Source organism: Enterocloster citroniae (genome assembly GCF_040545455.1).
GTDB lineage: Bacteria > Bacillota > Clostridia > Lachnospirales > Lachnospiraceae > Enterocloster > Enterocloster citroniae.
On sequence record NZ_JBEPLZ010000003.1, the window covers coordinates 414,266 to 433,870 of the forward strand.

A 19,605-nucleotide genomic window follows, 5' to 3' on the forward strand; every position below is an offset into this window, starting at 1 on the left:
GAGACTCCCGGAGTACACGAAACAATTGGGGAGGGCAGACAGCAGTGAAGCAAATGATCCGGAAACGTCTGTGTATTGTAATACTGACCGCCATGCTTATATCATTGTTTGTAAATTATTTCCAGCTGATCCATAATGCCCAGAGCGGTATGTACCGCAATTCCCAGAATAAATTCTGGCAGATCGGGCAGATTTTGAACCAGAATGAGAAGGAGACACAGAAGGCGAAAGAGAGTCTGATGGAACAGTGCTTCATGAGCGCGGAAGCCATCTCATATATGATACAGGGAAAACCGGATATTGTGGGGAATCAGCAGGAAATACAGCGGATTGCAGGCATGCTCCAGGTGGATGAGGTCCATCTGTTTGACACGGAGGGGAATCTGTATGCCGGTTCCGAACCCAGGTATTACGGGCTGAATTTTAATTCAGGGGAGCAGATGCGGTTTTTCCTGCCCATGCTTAAGGATTATGATCTTCGGCTGTGCCAGGAGATAACACCTAATACGGCGGAGCAGAAGCTGATGCAGTATGCCGCTGTGTGGAGCCGGGACCACAAAGGGATCGTCCAGGTGGGGCTGGAGCCCACCACGGTCCTGGAAGCCATGAAAAAGACGGAGCTATCCTATATCTTTTCCCTGGTCACCTCAGAAAAGGATGAGACCATCTATGCCATTGATCCTGACAGCGGCCTGATCCTTGGATCCACGGATGACGGCCTTGTAAACAGACAGATCCAGGACATTGGAATCGAGCCGGGGCATCTGGGTGTGAGGGGACGGGGGATCAGGCTGATGATCAACCAGGAAGACAGCTACGGCGTTTTTGAAACCAGCGGTTCCGTGATCCTGGGCATTACAAAGTCAACGGCAGCCCTGTATGGTGAACTGAACAGGAGCACGCTGCTGCTTGCGTTTTATCTGACCTGTATTTCGCTGATCATGATCGTCTGTATCTCTGCTTACATAGACAGGTATATTGTGGACGGGATTTCCTCCATCCATGAAAAACTGGAAAGGATCACCCGGGGAAACCTGGATACAAGGGTGGAGGTGGACAGTACGCCGGAGTTTGGTGAACTCAGTTTCCAGATCAACCAGATGGTGGAAAGCCTTCTGGATACCACCAACAAGATATCCCAGATCCTGGAGATGAGTAAGGCGCCTCTGGGAGTGTATGAATATAACTGCGACATGAGAAGGGTCATGGCAACCAACCGGCTGGCGGAAATCCTCATGATCGGCAGGTCGGAGGCAGAAACCCTGTTTTCTGATTATACTCTGTTTGAGGCAGCCCTGGAACAGGTGAAAAAGCATCCGGTGGAAGGTGAAAACGGAGTTTACCGCATGGAAGGGGAGGAGGTCCGTTATATCAGGCTGGAGACATTTGCGAGAGGGCACAGTACCCTGGGGATGATCATGGATGTAACGGATGATATCCGGGAGAAAAAACGGATTGAACAGGAACGTGACGTGGATCTGCTCACAGGGCTTTACAGCAGGCGGGCGTTCTACCGGCAGACGGAGGCTCTTTTGTCCGGCAGTGAACCTTTGGGACATGGGCTTATGCTGATGGCGGATGCAGATAATCTGAAACAGGTCAATGACCAGTACGGCCACCAGAACGGAGACCGGTATCTGGCTGCTATTGGCAGGATCCTCATATCCTGCGCCTGGGAAAAGTGTGTAACTGCCCGGCTCAGCGGGGATGAGTTTGCCATGTTCCTCTATGGGGCCGGATCCAGGGAAGAACTGATGGTTCCTGTTAGGAAGATGATGAGGGATATGGAGGAGGCCGGAGTGGAGCTTGGCACCAAGGAGAGAATCCCGGTCCATTTCTCTGCCGGATATGTGTTCTACCCCGAAGATGGCTGTGATACGGCTGTTCTGCTGAAACAAGCGGATGAGGCCATGTATGATGCAAAGAAGACATTTAAGGCAGCATCGGCCCATGGAGGCGGAGAACCAGTTATTTACAGTTGACACATAAACCATGATTTGGTAGAATACATTTAGACGTTTAGATATATGTCTAAATGTATTTTTTATTTGGTGTCACAGATCCCGGAATAAGTTAACATCATTTCCTCAAAATTGAAAGGAGGATCAGATCATGCCCTTTGGCGATACCTTTAAGGCTTTGTCAGACCCCACGCGCCGGGAGATTTTGTCCCTGCTGAGACAGGGCAGCATGACGGCCGGCCAGATCGTGGAACATTTTGACACCACAGGGGCCACGATTTCCCATCACCTGAACATTCTCAGACAGGCTGGTTTGATTGAGGACCGCAAATCAGGAAAATATATTTACTACGAGCTGAACACCACCGTATTCCAGGAAGTGCTTTCCTGGCTTCAGACATTAATGGAGGAACAACATCATGAGAAAGATCAATAGAAAGCTGACGTTTTGGGATTTTCTTTATTGGGGGCTGACCCTGGTACCTTTTGTGATATCCCTTGTATTCTACAGCCGCCTTCCTGAGCAGGTGCCCACCCACTGGGGGGCGGATAATCAGATCAACGGTTATTCCAGCCGCAACATGGCAGCATTCGGCATACCGGCATTTATGCTGCTGATGACCATATTTATCAATGTCATGTATGTCATTGACCCCAAGAGGGAGAATATCAGGCGTTCCAGGGAACTGGGACAGGTGATGCGCTGGTTTATCGTACTCCTCGCAGTGGCGATGCAGCTGGTCATCATATTGTCCGGTGTGGGCATGTCCATGAATGTGGGGACCGTGGTGAGCGTTCCCATCGCCGCCCTGTTTGTGGTAATGGGCAATTACCTCCCCAAGTGCAGGCAAAACTATACCATGGGAATCAAACTTCCCTGGACCCTGGCGGATGAGGATAACTGGACACGGACACACAGGCTGGCGGGATATATATGGACCGCGGGAGGGATCCTGATGATCGTTATGGAGTTTTTTAATCTTGCATCCCTGTATTTTGTGGTGTTTATGGCAATGGTACTGATACCCAGTGTGTATTCCTATTGGATCTACCGGAAGAAAATGAAACAATCCTGAGTCCTGGCCCTGAACTCTGTTCTGCCTTGCCCTTGAATATATGGAAGCTATGAAGTATAATAATCCAATAACGATTCCAAAGGAGGATATCATGGCAGTTTCAAATGTCTATTACACAAATATGAGAACCACATTACAGGAAAATCTCCTGCAGAAGCTGGAGAGGCTGGTTAAGAAGGCCGGTATGATGGATATTGATTTCAGCAACAAGTATACGGCCATAAAGATCCATTTCGGCGAACCGGGAAACCTGGCTTACCTTCGCCCCAATTATTCAAAAGTGCTGGTGGATTTGATCCGTTCGGCTAACGGCAGGGTATTTCTTACAGACTGCAACACATTGTATGTGGGGCGCAGGAAGAATGCCCTGGACCATCTGGACGCTGCTTATGAGAACGGATATAATCCCTTTACCACAGGATGTCATGTGATCATTGCCGATGGACTGAAGGGCACGGATGAGGCCCTGGTTCCCATAGACGGCGACTATGTAAAGGAGGCCAAAATAGGCCGTGCCATCATGGATGCTGATATTGTGATCTCCTTGACCCATTTTAAGGGCCATGAGGCGACCGGGTTCGGCGGTGCCTTAAAGAATCTGGGCATGGGCTGCGGTTCCAGGGCCGGCAAGATGGAGATGCACAATGCAGGAAAGCCATATGTACATACAATAACATGTATTGGCTGCGGCTCATGTAAGAAGAACTGTGCCCATGAGGCTATCTCCATTGAAAACCGCAAGGCGTCCATTGACACGGGCAAATGTGTGGGCTGCGGCCGCTGTATCGGCGCATGTCCGGTGGATGCCGTGTGCACTATGGGCGATGAGGCCAATGACATCCTGAACATGAAGATTGCCGAGTATTCCCTGGCTGTATTAAAGGACCGTCCCAATTTCCATGTGAGCCTGGTGGTGGATGTATCCCCGTTCTGCGACTGCCATGGGGAAAATGACACGCCCATTGTACCCAATGTGGGTATGTTTGCGTCCTTTGACCCGGTGGCCCTGGATGTGGCCTGTGCGGATGCGGTAAACCGTCAGCCGGTGCTTGCCGGGAGTTACCTGGCGGAGAAGGAACATACCCATCACGACCATTTCACAGACACCCATCCGGACACCAACTGGGAGACCTGCATTGACCACGCGGTCAAGCTGGGGCTTGGAAACAGGGAATATAATCTGATCACGATCTGATCCATTGTTCCTGGTCAATCCTATTACAAATCCGAATCCTGTCCGTATCGGCCGGTTAGCTCAAAGAAGCGCGGCATTGATACAGATATGGTTCGGATATTTTTATGTAGAATTAAGGTTTATGTAAAGTCTGTAAGTGGATTATCTGATAAAATAAAGTCAGAGTCTGCCTGAGGCTGTTTGAAAATTCAATCCCGTTATCTGCACGTCTGCCGGAAAGCATTTTTCAAACACACTCTGGTATGGGGAGACCAACCTGTAAACGGAGGATAAAACCTATGAGTGATGAACAAAAGATGGTAAGGGAACAAAGGTCCATTGGAAAAAGGAGCATGCTTAGAACGTGGTTTCTGTGCGTGTGGGCGTTCGTCCTGGCAGCTTTCCTGGTTTCCTGCGGGTCCCATAGCGGCAGCAGGTCCCCCATGGAAAGAGTGTCCCCGGACAGGGGATCGGAGGGGACTGATGCCGGTTTCTTGGATGGAACGGAAGGCAGCGATCCGGACGGGGAAGAGGGAGGCGTCCCGGACGGGAGGGAGGAGGGTTCTTCATCCGGACCGGTCCAGGGCGTCCAGTTTGCGGAAGGGTTTGGAATCTGCGCTCCCGGACAGCCGCCCGTTTACACCATGGAGTCCCCGCCCCCGCCTATAGAGACAGAGGGAGCCAAGGCATGGCTTCAGTCAGTGGCATACCAGAACGGGATATGGATCTACCGGGTAAAGGTGGAGGATCATTCCATTACCGTCATACCGGAGGACGAGGTTGAGGAACTCCTGAAAAAAGAAGAGGAAAACATGAAGCTTCAGGAGGAAGGGAAATATCCTCAATGGGATAACAGCTACTTTGAACTGGACCATGAGAAGGGGATCTACGGGCGGAGCTCCTTTGAGGAGAGAACGGGATTCAGGAAAACAAAGAACGGGCTGCCGGGCGAGCATTTTATAGATTCCATCCAGGGGCCGGGGGTTCCTGGGGGATCCATTTCAGCAAGAAGGCACCAGCGAAACTCCAGATATGAAGAGTATCTAACCAAGGGATATGCCGCCACCTACTGGGACTATTATGTGGATCAGATGGAGCTTACCATTCCGGAGCCGGATGGAATCTATGAACTCCACATTCCCGGCTTTTCAGAAGGATTCTTATTTTCCTTTGTAAAAGCCCATGAATATCCCAGTGCGGAGGAGATACCGGGCATGGTGTTTCACCAGGGTATGGGGATCTATGCAACGGGAAAATGGACGGAGGACGGTTTCCAGGCCGCCTATTACACCTATCCCAAGGAAGGATACGTCATGCAGCCTGTTATTGCGGAGCTGAGCTTCTGCAAGGGGGACCAAAAGGGAACCGGCCATCTTAGGGAAACGGAATTCGATCATTCACTAAATGCCCAGATGGGGTTACAGGGCATACCTGACGGAAAGCAGGGCCAGATCATAACATATGAGTTGGACCCGGAGGCCGGAGGCGGGGAGATATGGCTGAAATTTGGCCGTGTGAATATGGCATATCAAAAGGAGATCCAATGGCTGACCATTCCCATTCCCGAGGAGAAAACAGAGGTGGATCAGACATTCAGCCTGGATGAGTGTACTGTGAAGGTGGTCAGCGCCCGCAGGACAGATTCGCCAGTTTATTACGGAAATATAAACGGGGTGGATGAGACAAGGCCTGCTGTATACGTGGAAACTGAGATTGAGATGAATGATGATGGAAAGGAGTTTAGCGGACTGTACGCCCTGATGGAAGAGGATATCCGCGCTCCCTATCCGGTGCTTGCAAAACCTGTGTATAAGGATGAGGAGAGGATAGAAAACCATGAAAAACCCTTGGGATATAACCTGTGCTACAGCAAAGGGGATACCCAGGTCCAGCTGGGGTTAAAAGGAGTGTATTATAATTGGCATCAGGAATTTATGGTGCCGGTACAGGTGGCCGCTGAATAAAGCGGCCCCATTTATGAAAGCGGCCCGTGAAATTATTTTGATATAATGCTTGACAAATATAACTGTATCATGTATAGTTACAGAAAGAACTGTAACAAACTCGATTACAAATAAAAAAGGAGAAGCAGCATGAAGGAGAATCTTAAAAAGTATGATGCAGTTATAATCGGTTTTGGCAAGGGCGGCAAGACCATGGCCGGGGCCCTGGGGGCGGCCGGCAAAACCGTTGCCCTGATTGAGCGTTCTTCTATGATGTATGGGGGGACCTGTATTAATGTGGGTTGTATTCCTACCAAATCACTAGTCTATCGCGCCGGACTGGCCGCAGCAGCCGGGAAAACATTTGAAGAAAGGTCCGCCGCGTACAGGGAGGCCATGGAGCAGAAGGAGGATCTGACCGGAAGACTGAGAGGGAAAAACTACCAGAAGCTGGACAGCAACCCTAATATTACGGTTATTGACGGGAATGCAAGGTTTGTATCCCCGCATATTGTGGAGGTGGCGCACAATGAGGATGTGTTCCAGGTGGAAGGGGAAATGATATTCATTAATACGGGATCCCAGGCATTTATCCCTCCCGTTGAAGGCCTGAAGGATAACCCTTATGTTTATACCAGCGAGGGGCTGCTAAGCCGCAGGGAGCTGCCTGAAAAACTGGTGATCATTGGCGGCGGATATATTGGCGTAGAATTTTCTTCCATTTATGCAAATTTTGGCTCAAAAGTGACCATACTTCAGGATGGAGATGTTTTTCTCCCAAGGGAGGATGAGGAGATCGCTGCAGCGGTAAAAGCTTCCCTTGAGAACAGGGGGATCCGTGTCCTGGCCGGAGTAAAGGTAAAGGCAGCGGAGCAGGAGGAAGACGGGGCCGTTGTGGTCATAGACACCAGGGAAGGTGAACGCAGGCTTCAGGCAGATGCGGTCCTGGTTGCCACAGGACGCAGACCCAACACGAAGGGTCTTAACCTGGAAGCGGCCGGTGTAAAGACGGATGCCAGGGGAGGCATCATTACAGATGACACCCTTGCCACCACAGCGCCCCATATCTATGCAATGGGGGATGTGCGGGGAGGACTCCAGTTTACATACATTTCACTGGATGATTTCAGGATCGTAAGATCCGCTGTCCTGGGAGATGGAAGCTATGATCTGAAAAAACGGGGGGCTGTCCCTTACAGCGTGTTCCTGGATCCGCCGTTTTCAAGGGTGGGACTCAGTGAGAAGGAGGCCGTAAAGGCCGGGTATAGGGTAAAGACAGCCAGGCTTGCGGCGACAGCCATTCCAAAGGCCCAGGTGCTGGAGCAGCCGGCAGGACTGTTAAAAGCAGTGATCGATGAGGAGACGGGGTTGATCCTGGGAGCCCATCTGTTCTGTGAAGAGTCCTACGAGATGATAAACATGATAAAACTGGCCATGGATGCAAAGGTAAGCTACACCGTTCTCCGGGATGCGATCTATACCCATCCCACCATGAGCGAGGCTTTTAATGACCTGTTTGCAGTCTGATCATATATAATAAGCAATGAATAAGGAGAGTACTATATGGGATTTTCATTAGATGTAAGCGTACCTGTTATGACCGTTTTTCTTCAAGGGCTGGTCAGCTTTTTCTCGCCCTGCGTGCTGCCCCTGCTGCCCCTTTACATAGGGTATTTGTCAGGAGGAACCGGAAAACGGGGAGAGGACGGACGGATTCACTATGAGCGGGGAAAGGTTATGCTTCATACCATCTGCTTTGTGGTTGGGGTAAGCTTTGCGTTTTTCCTGCTGGGGTTCGGATTCTCGGCAATGGGAAACTTTTTTAAGACAAACCAGACCATGTTTGCCAGGATCGGTGGGATCCTCGTGGTGCTCTTTGGGTTTTATCAGCTGGGATTTTTCGGCACCTCCCAGGTGCTTGGCAAGGAGCGCAGGCTTCCCTTTAAGCTGGATACCCTGGCCATGTCCCCGGTAACCGCGCTGATCATGGGATTTACGTTCAGCTTTGCCTGGACGCCCTGCGTAGGTCCTGCCCTGGCAAGCGTCCTGCTCATGGCCGCATCGGCCAGCACTAAGGCAATGGCCTTTGGACTGATCGGCGTCTATACATTGGGCTTCGTGCTGCCGTTCCTGGCAGTGGGGCTGTTTACCACGTCCCTTTTGGAATTTTTTAAGACTCATGTGAATGTGGTGAAATACACGGTAAAGATCGGCGGGATCCTGATGGTATTTATGGGTGTTCTCATGTTTACCGGAAGAATGAATGCAGTGACCGGTTATCTTTCCCAGTTCCAGGCGCCCTTTGGCACTGAGGCTGGTCAGACTGCCGGGGAGAACGGCAATGAAAGCAGCCCGTCAGGGCAGGGAAATGAACCGGGCGAAGACCCCGCGGCTCCTGCAGCGGATGCCGGCCAGCCTTCAGAGGAGTCCGGGGACACGGATGGCGGTGACAAAACCCAGTCAGGCGGCCCGTCTGCGCAGACGGAAGGCCAGGCGGACGCAGTTGGACAGGAAAGTGAAAGCCCAGGGGATACAGCCAATCCTCCGGCAGTGGATTTTACCCTTACGGACCAGTATGGCAACACACATACATTGTCGGATTATAAGGGGAAGACCGTGTTCCTGAATTTCTGGGCCACATGGTGTCCTCCCTGCAGGGCCGAGATGCCTGATATCCAGAAACTGTACGAGACATATGATACGGAAGGCGATGACGCCCTTATTATCCTGGGCGTGGCCAGTCCTAATATAGGCGGCGAGAAATCAGAAGAAGGAATCAAGGAATTCCTGGATGAGAACGGATATACCTATCCTGTGCTTATGGATACCACAGGTGATGTGTTCATGTCCTACGGCGTGTTTTCCTACCCCACCACGTTCATGATCGACAGGGATGGAAATGTATTCGGATATGCCAGCGGGCAGCTGAATGAAGATATGATGGAAAATATCATTAAACAGACAATGGAAGGAAAGCGGAGATAGAACAATGAGAAAAGGCAGGGCCAGAAGGAGATACCATTACAGAAAAAATGGATATATGTGGGGCAGGATATGGTTATTGTCAGCTCTGGCAGCTGCCGCCGTGATATACGGCGTGATGGAACTCAGGTCGGTCAGGGGGCATGAGGCAGAGGGCGTCCAGGTAAGCCTGGAAACCTCCGGCTCCAGTCCTGATGCAGAAAGCCCTGATACGGCCGGTCCGGCCCCGCAGTCCAAAAAGGAAGGCCGTGAGGATCAGGAACAAACGAAAAGGGAATCCCGGAGCATTCAGGTAGTGGATGTAAAGGACGTGGTGGAAATAGAAGTCCCCGCCCAATGGGCAGAGGATCCGGATACCCATGCCATAAAGGCTGAGCTTACAAAAAAGGCAGCTGAGATTGCAGAAAAATGGGACCGTCAGCCGGTGGATTCACAGATGGAATCATTTGACAGGACAACGGGTTCCTACGGGTATTCGGAAGAATCAAACGGCCGTGCCCTGGACCAGGACCAGCTGGTCAGGGACCTGATGAAAGCCGTGGAGGGACCCCTTTTGCAGACCCAGGTCCAGGCGGTCTTTCAGACAGTTGCCCCAAAAAGGACACGGGCGCAGGCCAAGGAACAGTACAAGGTGATCGGCACATTTGCCACAACCACTACAAACAATAAGAACAGGAACCAGAATATACGCCTGGCGGCCGAGGCCATTGACGGGATGATACTGAAACCCGGACAGGAGTTTTCATTTAACATGACCACCGGCAACCGGACCAGTGACAAGGGGTACCAGCCCGCAGGCGCGTACAGGAACGGCGTGCTGATCGAGGAACCGGGCGGAGGCGTCTGCCAGGTTTCCACCACACTGTACCATGCCATCATTAATTCGGGATTTAAGACAACGGAACGGAATTTTCACAGTTTTGCCCCCAGCTATATTGAAAAGGGGCAGGATGCCATGGTCAGTTTTGACGGCTATGCGGGACCGGATCTGCGGTTTGTGAACACAGGGGATGCCTCTGTGGGACTCAGGGCCTCCTTTAGCGGCAACCAGCTGAAGCTTTCCATTGTGGGACTTCCGGTGCTGGAGAACGGAAAGGATGTCTCACTCCGGTCCGAAAAGGTCAGGGACGTAGAGCCGCCGGAACCAATCTATGAGGAGAATCCTGAGCTGGCATATGGAGAAGAAAAGGTCATTGAACAGGCCCAGCCGGGTTCTGTCTGGAAGACCTACCGCCAGTTAAAGGAAAACGGAAAGGTTGTGGAGGAGACAGCACTGCATACCAGCACCTATAAGGCCAAACCGGCCAGGATCCAGCGAAACTCGGCTGCCCAGCCGGGCGCGAACCAGGAACAGACAGGTATGGATCAGGAACAGACAGGTACGGGTCAGGAACAGACAGGTACGGGTCAGGAACAGACAGGTACGGGTCAGGAACATTCAGACGCGGGCCAGGAACATTCAGACGGGAATACACCGGAGTCCGTCCAGGGGAGTGTGAGCCAGGACCAGGGGACCAGGGGGCAGGAAAGCCAGGATCAGGGAACCGCAGGCCAGAAAGTTCACAACCTGCAGGATGGCGCAGGGCAGGCGGAGCATGGGTCCGGCGGAAATGGACCAGGCACAGACGGACCGGCCGAAGGCGGGCCGGCTGCAGAAACGCCGGGAGGGAAAAACCAGAGCTCTTTTGCTCCGGAATTGGCAGCGCCGGGGCAGTAGGCCCATGAATTTAAAAAAACGCGGACAAAACCAGTGCATTTTCTGAGAAAAAATGGTATGATTTTACAGAGAATAACTCTGGCACGGGCCAGAGCGAAAGGGGAGTAATGATACAGTGACAAGCGAATTTACAATTGCAGTACATGCACTGGTCTTTCTGAATCATAAGGCAACCGTGTATTCCAGTGAAGGGCTGGCAGAGAATGTCTGTACGAATCCGGCCAGAATCCGCAAAGTCATGGCCAAGCTGAAAAAGGCCGACTTAGTAAAAACAAAGGAAGGGGTGGACGGGGGGTATCTGTTTCACCGGGACAGCAGGGAGATCAATCTGACCATGGTGGCGGATGCCCTGGAAACCCCCTTTGTGACCGTTTCATGGAAAAGCGGGAATCCACATATGAGCTGCCTGATCTCTTCCGGTATGGCAGGAGTGATGGATGGGCTCTATGATGATCTGGACCAGTGCTGCCGGGAACGGCTGACACATGTTACCATAGCTGATCTGGATAAGAAGATATTCGGGAAGGCTGCTGCAAATTGATTGGATGTTTCCAGTCAGGCCGCAGCGCCTTTTTTCGTGTTGCAATTAGAAACAAGGCATGAGATAATAGGAAAATCAAAAATCAAAAGAGGAGCATGCAAAATGAAAAAACTGCGCGGATTGTTCAGGATTATTTTTGGCAGGACTGCATTTGTGATCCTGTTTATGGCCATACAGCTGGGAATCCTGTTTGGGGTATTCCGGTGGCTGGAGGACTATGTGCACATCATATATGCTGTGTCCATCCTGCTCAGTGCTGTTGTGATCATCTATATATTTAACGAGCCCATTAATTCCAGCTTTAAGATGGCATGGATCGTGCCCGTTCTTGTAATCCCCGTGTTTGGGGTATTGCTCTATATCTTTGTACAGATGCAGTTCCAGACAAAGCTGCTGGCCAGGCGCCTTCGCACCACCATCAAGGCAACGGCCCCCTATTTGAAGCAGGATCCGTCAGTGCAGGAGAAGATCAGGAGATCCAGCCTGCGAAGCAGCCATTTGATCGACTATATGAAGGACTGCGCAGGTTATCCTGTGTATGAGAATACCTCAGTGGAATATTTTTCCCTGGGAGAGGACAAGTTTGAGGCGCTGAAACGGGAACTGAGGCAGGCGGAGCGCTTTATTTTTATGGAATATTTTATTGTTGAGCGCGGCTACATGTGGGACAGCATTCTGGAAATACTGGAGGAAAAGGTGAAGGAAGGGGTGGAAGTCCGCGTCATGTATGACGGGATGTGCTGCCTGATGCTGCTTCCCTATCATTATCCCAAAGTGCTGGAGGCCAAGGGAATCCGCTGTAAGATGTTTTCACCCATAAAGCCCACCCTGTCCACTTACCAGAATAACCGGGACCACCGCAAGATCGTTGTGATCGATGGACACACTGCCTTTACCGGAGGCGTGAACCTGGCGGATGAGTATATCAACCGCAAGGTACGGTTCGGCCACTGGAAGGACACGGCCATTATGCTGAAGGGTGATGCGGTTTTAAGTTTTACCATGATGTTCCTTCAGATGTGGAATGTGACTGAACGGCAGCAGGATGATTTCAGCCGTTATGTGCTTCCCAGGGGGACTGAAGTGGCAGGAGCAGGGGACCGGGGAGGATTTGTTCTTCCTTACGGCGACAGTCCCATGGACAGGGAGCAGGTGGGAGAGCGCGTCTACCTGGATATACTGAACCAGGCCAAGAACTATGTCCATATCATGACCCCCTACCTGATCCTGGATGATGAGATGGAGAATGCCCTGTGTTATGCTGCCAAGAGAGGCATTGACGTGACCATTATCATGCCCCATATCCCGGATAAGAAGTATGCCTACCTATTGGCCAGGACCTATTATCCGGAGCTGATCGAGGCAGGAGTCAAGATCTATGAATATACGCCGGGGTTTGTCCATGCCAAGGTATTTGTCAGCGATGACGAGAAGGCGGTGGTGGGTACCATTAACCTGGATTTCAGAAGCCTGTACCTGCATTTTGAATGCGCTTCTTATATTTACAGGAACCCGGTGGTCCTGGCTGTGGAGCAGGACTATCAGGATACCCTTAAAACATGCGCCCTTATCACTATGGAAAACTGTAAGAATTACAGCTGGGGAGGAAAGAAGCTGGGACGCCTCATGCGTCTGGTGGCGCCTCTTATGTAGGGAAAAGAGGCAGCATATATGACCAAAAGATCCTTAAAGGGCATATCATAGAGGTATGTCCTTTTTGATTTGTGGATTTTAGAAAAATCAGACAATGAACCTAAAATATCCATTATATATCACAAAATGAACACATTATGATGGTAGAGTATGAGAGTATTAATTATGCTATTTTTCCAACCATTGATTTGAGAGGAGCAAGAGATATGAACAGACGATGCGCAGCCTGCCGGTATTTAAGCGGTTCTCTGGCAATCATCACTGGGATCACCGGGGCAGCACCTGTTACAGTGATGGCGAATACTTCATCTGCCAATTTTGATATGAGAAAACAGGTGGTAAATCTGACAGGAATTTTAAATGTGACAAACTATACGGAACAGGTTACAAGAGGGGATTTTGCAAGGATGCTGGTCAATGCCTCCAGCTACCGTGAGAATCTGCCCGCTGTCAGCGTTTCGGTTTTTGCCGATGTGCCCAGCACCAACCCCAATGCGGTATATATCAGGATCGCGGCGTCCCAGGGATGGATGAGCGGATTTCTGGGCGGCCTTTTTAAACCGGATGAGTACATAACATACAAGGATGCCGTAAAAGCATTTCTGACCATGCTGGGCTATACGGATGAGGACTTTACCGGTGATCTGGCATCCTCAAGGATCTCCAAGTTTAATTACCTGGAACTAAACGAGGAGGTAAACCGGCAGGGGGATGAGGTGCTGAACCAGACGGATTGTATGAACATGTTTTATAACCTTCTGAAAACCACTCCCAAGGACAGCAGCAGTATCTACGGCGCTGTTCTGGACTGCGAATTAAACAGCGATGGGGAAATCAACCCCATCAGTATCCTGGAGGACGAGCGCAAGGGCCCCATCCTTGTAAGAAAAGGCTTCAGCGTGGCCCAGTCTGTTCCCTTTGATACGGAGAATGCCAATGTATTCCTTAATGGGGTGGCCAGTACCCTGGAGTCTGTTAAACTGTCCCAGAAGGATGCGGGATTTGCTGTTATCTATTACAATGTAAAATCCAAGACCATCTGGGCCTATACAACCAGTGCCTGGGACCAGGACGACTCATCAGGCAACAACTCCTATGTGCTGTTAAAAGGCGAGATCAAGAATATTTACTATAAGTCCACAGATGTTATGACTCCCACTTCTGTCCGGATTGAGATCGATGAGGACAATTCAGATGATGACTTTGACACGGATGATTCCCTGGACAGTGACGGTTACCTGACAGTGGAGCTGAATTCTTCCGAACTGCAGTATCTGTTCTCTATCTACGGACAATTGGAAGTGGGTGATGAGGTGGTTCTTGTCTGCAATGAGAGCAACGGCTCTTACACGGCAGTGGATGCCATCGAATACTAATGGGACGAGGTGACTTATGGAAAAGACCAGCATAAAGGCATTATTAAAACGAAAAGAAAAACAGGCAGGGGAAACGGATAAGCCGAAGAAAAAGGGTAAAAAGAAAAACAGGCTGAAGCTCATCATTGCGATGCTGGTCCTTGCCGCCGTGGTCATAGTGGTGGTGCTGCAGCGCAGGCAGGCTGCCCGAACCGCGGCTGCAGAGGCAAATGCCGTGAATACGGCTACGGTGGAGACAAGGGATATTGTTTCAGAACTGTCCTCATCAGGGACCCTGTCGGCCAAGGATTCCTACAGCATAACGGCCCTGGCGGAGGGGGAGGTCATAAGCGCTGATTTTGAGGAGGGGGACCAGGTTGAAAAAGGGCAGGTCCTCTACGAGATTGACAGGACCAGCGTGGAGTCACAGCTGAGCAATGCCAAGAATTCCCTGGAACGGTCCCAGAAGGATTATGAAAAGGCGGTACAGGAATACAATGAGGCCCTCAGCGATTACAGCGGCAATACATACAAGGCCACTGAAACAGGTTATATCAGTGAGCTGAACATCAGCGCGGGCAGCAAGGTGAGCAATAACACTACCATTGCCAAGCTTTACAGCGATGATGTGATGAAAATACGGATTCCCTTCTTATCCGGGGAGGCAGCCCTGATTGCGCCGGGAATGGGGGCGGTTCTTACACTGGTGGATACAGGGGAGCAGGTGGCGGGTACGGTGACAGCAGTAGCCAACCAGGAAGTGGCCCTTACAGGAGGACGTATGGTGCGTAATGTAACCATCCAGGCGGCAAATCCGGGCGGTCTTACCACATCCACAAGGGCAACGGCACAGATCGGTGAATTCGTGGGAAGCGAGGACAGCACTTTTATGGCCACCATAGACACCACCATGAACGCAGAGCTGTCGGCCACCGTGGAGGTGGCATCCCTTCTGGTGGATGAGGGAGATTACGTGACTGTGGGAACTCCTGTTTTCCTGATGACCACAAAGACAGCAGAGGATCTGATCGAAACCTATTCAGATGCAATGGAAAATGCGGAGGAAAAGGTGGAGAGCGCCCAGAGCAGCCTGGACAACACCCAGGACACCTATGATGACTACACCATAACCGCTCCCATATCCGGTCAGGTGATCACTAAAAGCTATAAGGTGGGCGATAATATATCAAGGAATACCAGCAGCACTACCACGGTTGCCACCATTTACGATCTTTCGGGACTTACCTTTGAAATGTCCATTGACGAACTGGATATCTTAAGCGTAAAGGTGGGACAGAAGGTGACGGTGACAGCGGATGCCCTTGAGGGGGAGACTTATACGGGCACGGTGACCAATGTAAGCCTGGAAAGCACCTACTCCAACGGAGTGACCACCTATCCGGTTACGGTGACCATGGATGAGATGGGAGATCTTCTTCCGGGAATGAATGTGGACGGAGTGATCACGTTGGATGAGGCAACAGGAGTTCTGGCAATTCCGTCAGATGCCCTGATGCGGGGTAACCAGGTCTATGTAAAGGATGACACGGTGACCCAGCAGGCAGGTCCTGTTCCGGCCGGATTCCGGGCAGTGGAAGTAGAAACCGGCCTGGTCAGCGATTCCTATGTGGAGATCAAGAGCGGACTGTCAGAGGGAGATGTGGTATATGTGGCGGAAACCAGTACATCCAACACCAGCGTCTTTATGATGGACATGGGAGGCGGTCCCGGCGGTGGCGGCGGCCAGGGCAGCAGAGGCGGCCAGGGCGGCCCAGGCGGCGGTGGCGGCCAGGGCGGCGGTCCAAGGTAATTTCGGCAATTCGGATCAGCGGCCCCTTTAGATGAAGTGAGAAAGGAAACCATATGTATGGAGATGACACAGGAGTCGGCCTCCTTGGGAGAACCGTTAATCGAACTGAATCATATCTATAAGATTTATTATCTGGGCGGTGAAGAGATACGGGCCAGCGATGATGTAAACCTTACGATCCGCCGTGGAGAGTTTGTGGCCATTGTAGGAAAGTCGGGAAGCGGTAAATCCACGCTGATGAACATTATAGGCGCTTTGGATGTGCCCACAAAAGGGGATTATTATCTGGGCGGCGAGGATGTCAGCGATATGACGGATAAGCAGCTGGCCGGAGTCAGAAACCGTATGATCGGATTTATTTTCCAGCAGTACAACCTGCTGCCCAAGCTGAATATATTGGAAAATGTGGAACTTCCCCTGTTGTATGCGGGGGCGGGGACAGCGGAGCGTAAGGAACGGGCCATGGCTTCACTGGAGCGGGTTGGCCTTGAGGACAAATGGAGGAACTTTCCCAACCAGCTGTCCGGCGGCCAGCAGCAGAGGGTATCCATAGCCAGGGCACTGGCCGGAAATCCGTCCCTGATATTGGCGGACGAACCCACCGGAGCCTTGGACTCCAGGACCAGCAGGGATGTGCTGAACTTTTTAAAGAAGCTAAACAACGAGGGCAACACCATTGTGATGATCACCCATGACAATTCCATTGCTATGGAAGCAAAACGGGTGGTGCGGATCGCAGATGGGAAGATCAATTTTGACGGAGATGTAAAAGACTATGCTTCAATCATTCAAGCTGGCTCTAAAGAGCATATGGGGCAATAAAATGCGTTCATTCCTGACCATGTTGGGAATTATCATCGGCGTTGCGGCAGTCATTATTCTGGTAAGCCTTGTAAACGGCTACATGGGCAGTGTGGTGGAGAGCTTTGCAAGTATGGGCGTAAATCAGATCAATGTAAGCGTGACCAACCTGACCTCGCGTTCCCTGGATGTAGATGAAATGTATGCGTTCTATGAGGATAATACGGATCTGTTTGCCCAACTCAGCCCCAATGTAAGCTTATCAACCACGGTAAAGCACGGTACGGATGAGATGGATTCCACCAGTGTGGGCGGCTACAGCGAACAGTATCTGGATTTAAAGGAATACACAATGGAAGCCGGACGGAATATCTCCTATGCGGATATCATGTCCAGGCAGAAGGTCTGCGTCATAGGAGCATTTGTGGCCCAAGAGCTTTACGGCAGCGCCCAAAGCGCCCTGGACCAGACCATTAAAATCGGGGGATATTCATTTAAGATCGTGGGTGTGGTGGCTCAGGAGGAGGACGACATGGATGACGGGGGCACAGATGATTTTGTCTGGCTGCCCTACAGCGTGGCTGTTAAAATGTCCAGGAACGCGGTCATAAGCAGCTATACCTTTACATCGGTGGATACTGACCTGTCAGATGACTGTGTTACGGCGATCGAAGATTTCCTCTATGAGACATTTAAGGATGATGATCTGTACCGGGTCACTGCCATGAGCGAGATGCTGGATTCCCTGAATGAACAGATTGCCATGATGAGCGCCATGTTAGGCGGGATCGCAGGCATCTCCCTGCTGGTAGCAGGTGTGGGGGTTATGAACATCATGCTGGTATCTGTCACAGAGCGCACCAGGGAGATCGGGATCAGGAAATCCCTGGGAGCCGACAAAGGGACCATCATGCGCCAGTTTGTCATAGAAGCAGCGGTAACCAGTTCCCTGGGAGGGGTTGTGGGGATCCTCATTGGCTGTATCTCCACCACACTGGTGGGAACAGCTGTTGGGATAACGGCAACGCCTACTCCTGCTGCGATCGCCATATCCTTCAGCGTGTCGGTGGGCATCGGCCTTTTGTTCGGATATATGCCGGCCAACAGGGCTGCTAATTTAAACCCCATCGATGCGCTCAGAAGTGAGTAGAGGGATGTGGGCGTGCAAAATAAAACAGGCGGGGAAGCTGGACCCGGTCACAGACAAGGGATTTCAGGAAAGCCACCGGTACAGACCGATCAGCACAAAGAAGGCTGCCACATAGATCAGGGCAAATACGGCGGCAGATACCCGGTCATTCCTTGACAGGGGAAGACGCCCAAGCCAAGCCATGGTCCTGGCCCTCAGAGGGAAACACAGCATCAGGAAGACGAACAGCAGCAGGAGCCCTATGCCTGCCAGGATAAAGGAACGGCTGGTCAAAAGCATGAGGATAACCGCTGCGGAAAATGCCATGGGGAACAGGATGCAGGTGAGGCAATTCAGGGTCTGCATCCTGCCTTTTGGCAGGGGAAGCCCTTCACGCAGGGCTTTTTTTATTTCCATATGGCGTTTTAGACGGCTGAAAAATACGAGGGCATCGGCACCCAGCAGGGCGGCCACATAGAGCAGGTGGGGGTAAAACGGTGTGCCGGCATCCATTCCCTCCTTTGCAATGGACACGCTTGAGGGAATAAAAAATGCAAACAGGGCGATGTTAAGCAGGAACAGGACAAAAAGCTGCCTTTCTTCCGTGCGCAGAGTGGTATCCCGCAGCAGTTCATATGCCAGCGCCCGGTCGGTCTGAAGTTCCATGGGCCGCTGGCCGGCCTCAGAGCAGAAGATCACCAGATTCTTATAATAGGTCTTCGGCGTCCATCCGCTGGTCCTGCAGGCGTCCAGGTACTCGTTAAATTCATCTGATGCCAACAGCTTTGCCGTTATCTTCTTAGGGTAGATGTCCACGCAGAAGTGGTATCTGCCGGGCGTCAGATAGCTGAAATATCCATTCTGGAAAAAGGGGGTAAATCCCTCGATCATATAGCCCTCCATGGCCTTTTCTTCTAAAAAACGTTCCAGCTTTTTGTATTCGGTCATATGGAACGGAATCTCCCACTGTGCGTCATATTGTTCATTTCCAAGACCTCTCATCGTAAAACCTCCCATCATTTGAGATGCTCCTCATCCCATATCGGTTTCAGCCGGCTGCGGCCGTCCTCCACCATGGATACCAGACGTTTATATTCGGTCATAAGAATGTGGTGACCGTGGCCGGTAAGACAATAAATCTTTTTCCGGTCCGCCACTGCGGTCTGCCGTATCATCCCCTCATCTTCAAAGCGTGCCAGAAGCGCATACAGGGTGCCGGCTCCAATCTGTACACGGTTCTGGGTAAGGGCTGCAGCCTCCTGCATGATTTCATACCCGTAATGCGGTTCCTGGAGGATCAGCAGTATATAGTACATGGGTTCCGTCAGGGTCTGAAACTGTATCCGCGGCATGTTGTCACCTGCTTTCTTTACTGATGTGCGATAAAGAAGTAATAGAAGTGTAAAAAATTTTGCCGTTCCTATCCGGCACTTGCGCATTGTGTCGGATAGGTCGGGCGGTTA

Annotated in this window: 16 protein-coding genes and 1 pseudogene; 14 read left to right on the top strand and 3 right to left on the bottom strand. The window is 51.3% G+C overall.

Translation table 11 applies throughout. From position 1 onward, the window contains the following. Positions 1 to 53: 53 nt before the first annotated feature. The 14 genes from ABID13_RS05890 (at position 54) to ABID13_RS05955 (ending at position 18,163) form a co-directional block, all read left to right on the top strand. Complete coding sequence (locus ABID13_RS05890; RefSeq protein WP_207740047.1) at positions 54 to 1,982, top strand: sensor domain-containing diguanylate cyclase; 1,929 nt, start codon at positions 54 to 56, stop codon at positions 1,980 to 1,982. A 130-nt stretch (positions 1,983 to 2,112) separates the two neighbouring features. After that, the gene (locus tag ABID13_RS05895) at positions 2,113 to 2,397 is read left to right on the top strand and encodes an autorepressor SdpR family transcription factor (RefSeq protein ID WP_007858256.1); all 285 of its coding nucleotides are present in this window, start codon (positions 2,113 to 2,115) and stop codon (positions 2,395 to 2,397) included. Further along, on the top strand, positions 2,381 to 3,037 hold the full coding sequence (locus tag ABID13_RS05900) for an SdpI family protein (RefSeq protein WP_048930141.1): 657 nt from the start codon (positions 2,381 to 2,383) through the stop codon (positions 3,035 to 3,037). The genes ABID13_RS05895 and ABID13_RS05900 overlap by 17 nt, the downstream gene beginning before the upstream one ends. 91 nt (positions 3,038 to 3,128) lie before the next feature. Beyond that, complete coding sequence (locus ABID13_RS05905) at positions 3,129 to 4,232, top strand: DUF362 domain-containing protein (protein WP_048930140.1); 1,104 nt, start codon at positions 3,129 to 3,131, stop codon at positions 4,230 to 4,232. A gap of 278 nt (positions 4,233 to 4,510) precedes the next feature. Further along, positions 4,511 to 6,175 (top strand): hypothetical protein, encoded by a 1,665-nt coding sequence (locus ABID13_RS05910; RefSeq protein WP_048930139.1) that lies wholly within the window; start codon positions 4,511 to 4,513, stop codon positions 6,173 to 6,175. A 129-nt stretch (positions 6,176 to 6,304) separates the two neighbouring features. Then, a complete protein-coding gene (locus ABID13_RS05915; RefSeq protein WP_048930138.1) occupies positions 6,305 to 7,681 on the top strand; it encodes an FAD-dependent oxidoreductase in 1,377 nt (458 codons plus the stop codon). 36 nt (positions 7,682 to 7,717) lie between these two features. Beyond that, positions 7,718 to 9,139 carry a redoxin family protein gene (locus ABID13_RS05920; RefSeq protein ID WP_007858250.1) on the top strand — a complete coding sequence of 474 codons (1,422 nt, stop codon included), beginning with the start codon at positions 7,718 to 7,720 and terminating at the stop codon, positions 9,137 to 9,139. A gap of 4 nt (positions 9,140 to 9,143) precedes the next feature. After that, positions 9,144 to 10,853, top strand: a complete 1,710-nt coding sequence (locus ABID13_RS05925) for a VanW family protein (RefSeq protein WP_048930137.1) — start codon at positions 9,144 to 9,146, stop codon at positions 10,851 to 10,853. A 115-nt stretch (positions 10,854 to 10,968) separates the two neighbouring features. Beyond that, positions 10,969 to 11,394: an RrF2 family transcriptional regulator gene (locus tag ABID13_RS05930; RefSeq protein ID WP_007858246.1), complete on the top strand. Its 426-nt coding sequence runs from the start codon at positions 10,969 to 10,971 to the stop codon at positions 11,392 to 11,394. A gap of 102 nt (positions 11,395 to 11,496) precedes the next feature. Further along, entirely contained in the window at positions 11,497 to 13,047 is a 1,551-nt protein-coding gene (gene cls / locus ABID13_RS05935; RefSeq protein ID WP_007858244.1) for a cardiolipin synthase, read from the top strand. Between the two features lie 206 nt (positions 13,048 to 13,253). After that, positions 13,254 to 14,423, top strand: a complete 1,170-nt coding sequence (locus ABID13_RS05940) for an S-layer homology domain-containing protein (RefSeq protein WP_007858242.1) — start codon at positions 13,254 to 13,256, stop codon at positions 14,421 to 14,423. A gap of 16 nt (positions 14,424 to 14,439) precedes the next feature. Continuing rightward, the gene (locus tag ABID13_RS05945; RefSeq protein ID WP_045092527.1) at positions 14,440 to 16,212 is read left to right on the top strand and encodes an efflux RND transporter periplasmic adaptor subunit; all 1,773 of its coding nucleotides are present in this window, start codon (positions 14,440 to 14,442) and stop codon (positions 16,210 to 16,212) included. 63 nt (positions 16,213 to 16,275) lie between these two features. Beyond that, complete coding sequence (locus tag ABID13_RS05950; protein ID WP_040415295.1) at positions 16,276 to 17,034, top strand: ABC transporter ATP-binding protein; 759 nt, start codon at positions 16,276 to 16,278, stop codon at positions 17,032 to 17,034. Then, positions 16,988 to 18,163, top strand: a complete 1,176-nt coding sequence (locus ABID13_RS05955; protein ID WP_007858239.1) for an ABC transporter permease — start codon at positions 16,988 to 16,990, stop codon at positions 18,161 to 18,163. The genes ABID13_RS05950 and ABID13_RS05955 overlap by 47 nt, the downstream gene beginning before the upstream one ends. Before the next feature lie 63 nt (positions 18,164 to 18,226). Here ABID13_RS05955 and ABID13_RS05960 read toward each other — a convergent pair whose 3' ends face one another. The 3 genes and pseudogenes from ABID13_RS05960 to ABID13_RS28645 all read right to left on the bottom strand — a co-directional run. Next, positions 18,227 to 19,144 carry a DUF2812 domain-containing protein gene (locus ABID13_RS05960; RefSeq protein WP_166436584.1) on the bottom strand — a complete coding sequence of 306 codons (918 nt, stop codon included), beginning with the start codon at positions 19,142 to 19,144 and terminating at the stop codon, positions 18,227 to 18,229. 14 nt (positions 19,145 to 19,158) lie between these two features. Continuing rightward, a complete protein-coding gene (locus ABID13_RS05965; protein ID WP_048930135.1) occupies positions 19,159 to 19,494 on the bottom strand; it encodes a PadR family transcriptional regulator in 336 nt (111 codons plus the stop codon). 6 nt (positions 19,495 to 19,500) lie between these two features. Next, a pseudogene (locus ABID13_RS28645) lies at positions 19,501 to 19,581 on the bottom strand (Maff2 family mobile element protein); the annotation flags it as partial. Positions 19,582 to 19,605 lie beyond the last annotated feature (24 nt).

Excerpts from the sequence above, each read along its gene's own strand:
- ABID13_RS05895 (WP_007858256.1), top strand. The coding sequence starts at position 2,113 with ATGCCCTTTGGCGATACCTTTAAGGCTTTGTCAGACCCCACGCGCCGG.
- ABID13_RS05965 (WP_048930135.1), bottom strand. The coding sequence starts at position 19,494 with ATGCCGCGGATACAGTTTCAGACCCTGACGGAACCCATGTACTATATA.
- ABID13_RS05940 (WP_007858242.1), top strand. The coding sequence starts at position 13,254 with ATGAACAGACGATGCGCAGCCTGCCGGTATTTAAGCGGTTCTCTGGCA.
- ABID13_RS05950 (WP_040415295.1), top strand. The coding sequence starts at position 16,276 with ATGACACAGGAGTCGGCCTCCTTGGGAGAACCGTTAATCGAACTGAAT.
- ABID13_RS05900 (WP_048930141.1), top strand. The coding sequence starts at position 2,381 with ATGAGAAAGATCAATAGAAAGCTGACGTTTTGGGATTTTCTTTATTGG.
- ABID13_RS05915 (WP_048930138.1), top strand. The coding sequence starts at position 6,305 with ATGAAGGAGAATCTTAAAAAGTATGATGCAGTTATAATCGGTTTTGGC.
- cls (WP_007858244.1), top strand. The coding sequence starts at position 11,497 with ATGAAAAAACTGCGCGGATTGTTCAGGATTATTTTTGGCAGGACTGCA.
- ABID13_RS05925 (WP_048930137.1), top strand. The coding sequence starts at position 9,144 with ATGAGAAAAGGCAGGGCCAGAAGGAGATACCATTACAGAAAAAATGGA.
- ABID13_RS05945 (WP_045092527.1), top strand. The coding sequence starts at position 14,440 with ATGGAAAAGACCAGCATAAAGGCATTATTAAAACGAAAAGAAAAACAG.
- ABID13_RS05905 (WP_048930140.1), top strand. The coding sequence starts at position 3,129 with ATGGCAGTTTCAAATGTCTATTACACAAATATGAGAACCACATTACAG.
- ABID13_RS05910 (WP_048930139.1), top strand. The coding sequence starts at position 4,511 with ATGAGTGATGAACAAAAGATGGTAAGGGAACAAAGGTCCATTGGAAAA.
- ABID13_RS05890 (WP_207740047.1), top strand. The coding sequence starts at position 54 with ATGATCCGGAAACGTCTGTGTATTGTAATACTGACCGCCATGCTTATA.
- ABID13_RS05960 (WP_166436584.1), bottom strand. The coding sequence starts at position 19,144 with ATGAGAGGTCTTGGAAATGAACAATATGACGCACAGTGGGAGATTCCG.
- ABID13_RS05920 (WP_007858250.1), top strand. The coding sequence starts at position 7,718 with ATGGGATTTTCATTAGATGTAAGCGTACCTGTTATGACCGTTTTTCTT.
- ABID13_RS05955 (WP_007858239.1), top strand. The coding sequence starts at position 16,988 with ATGCTTCAATCATTCAAGCTGGCTCTAAAGAGCATATGGGGCAATAAA.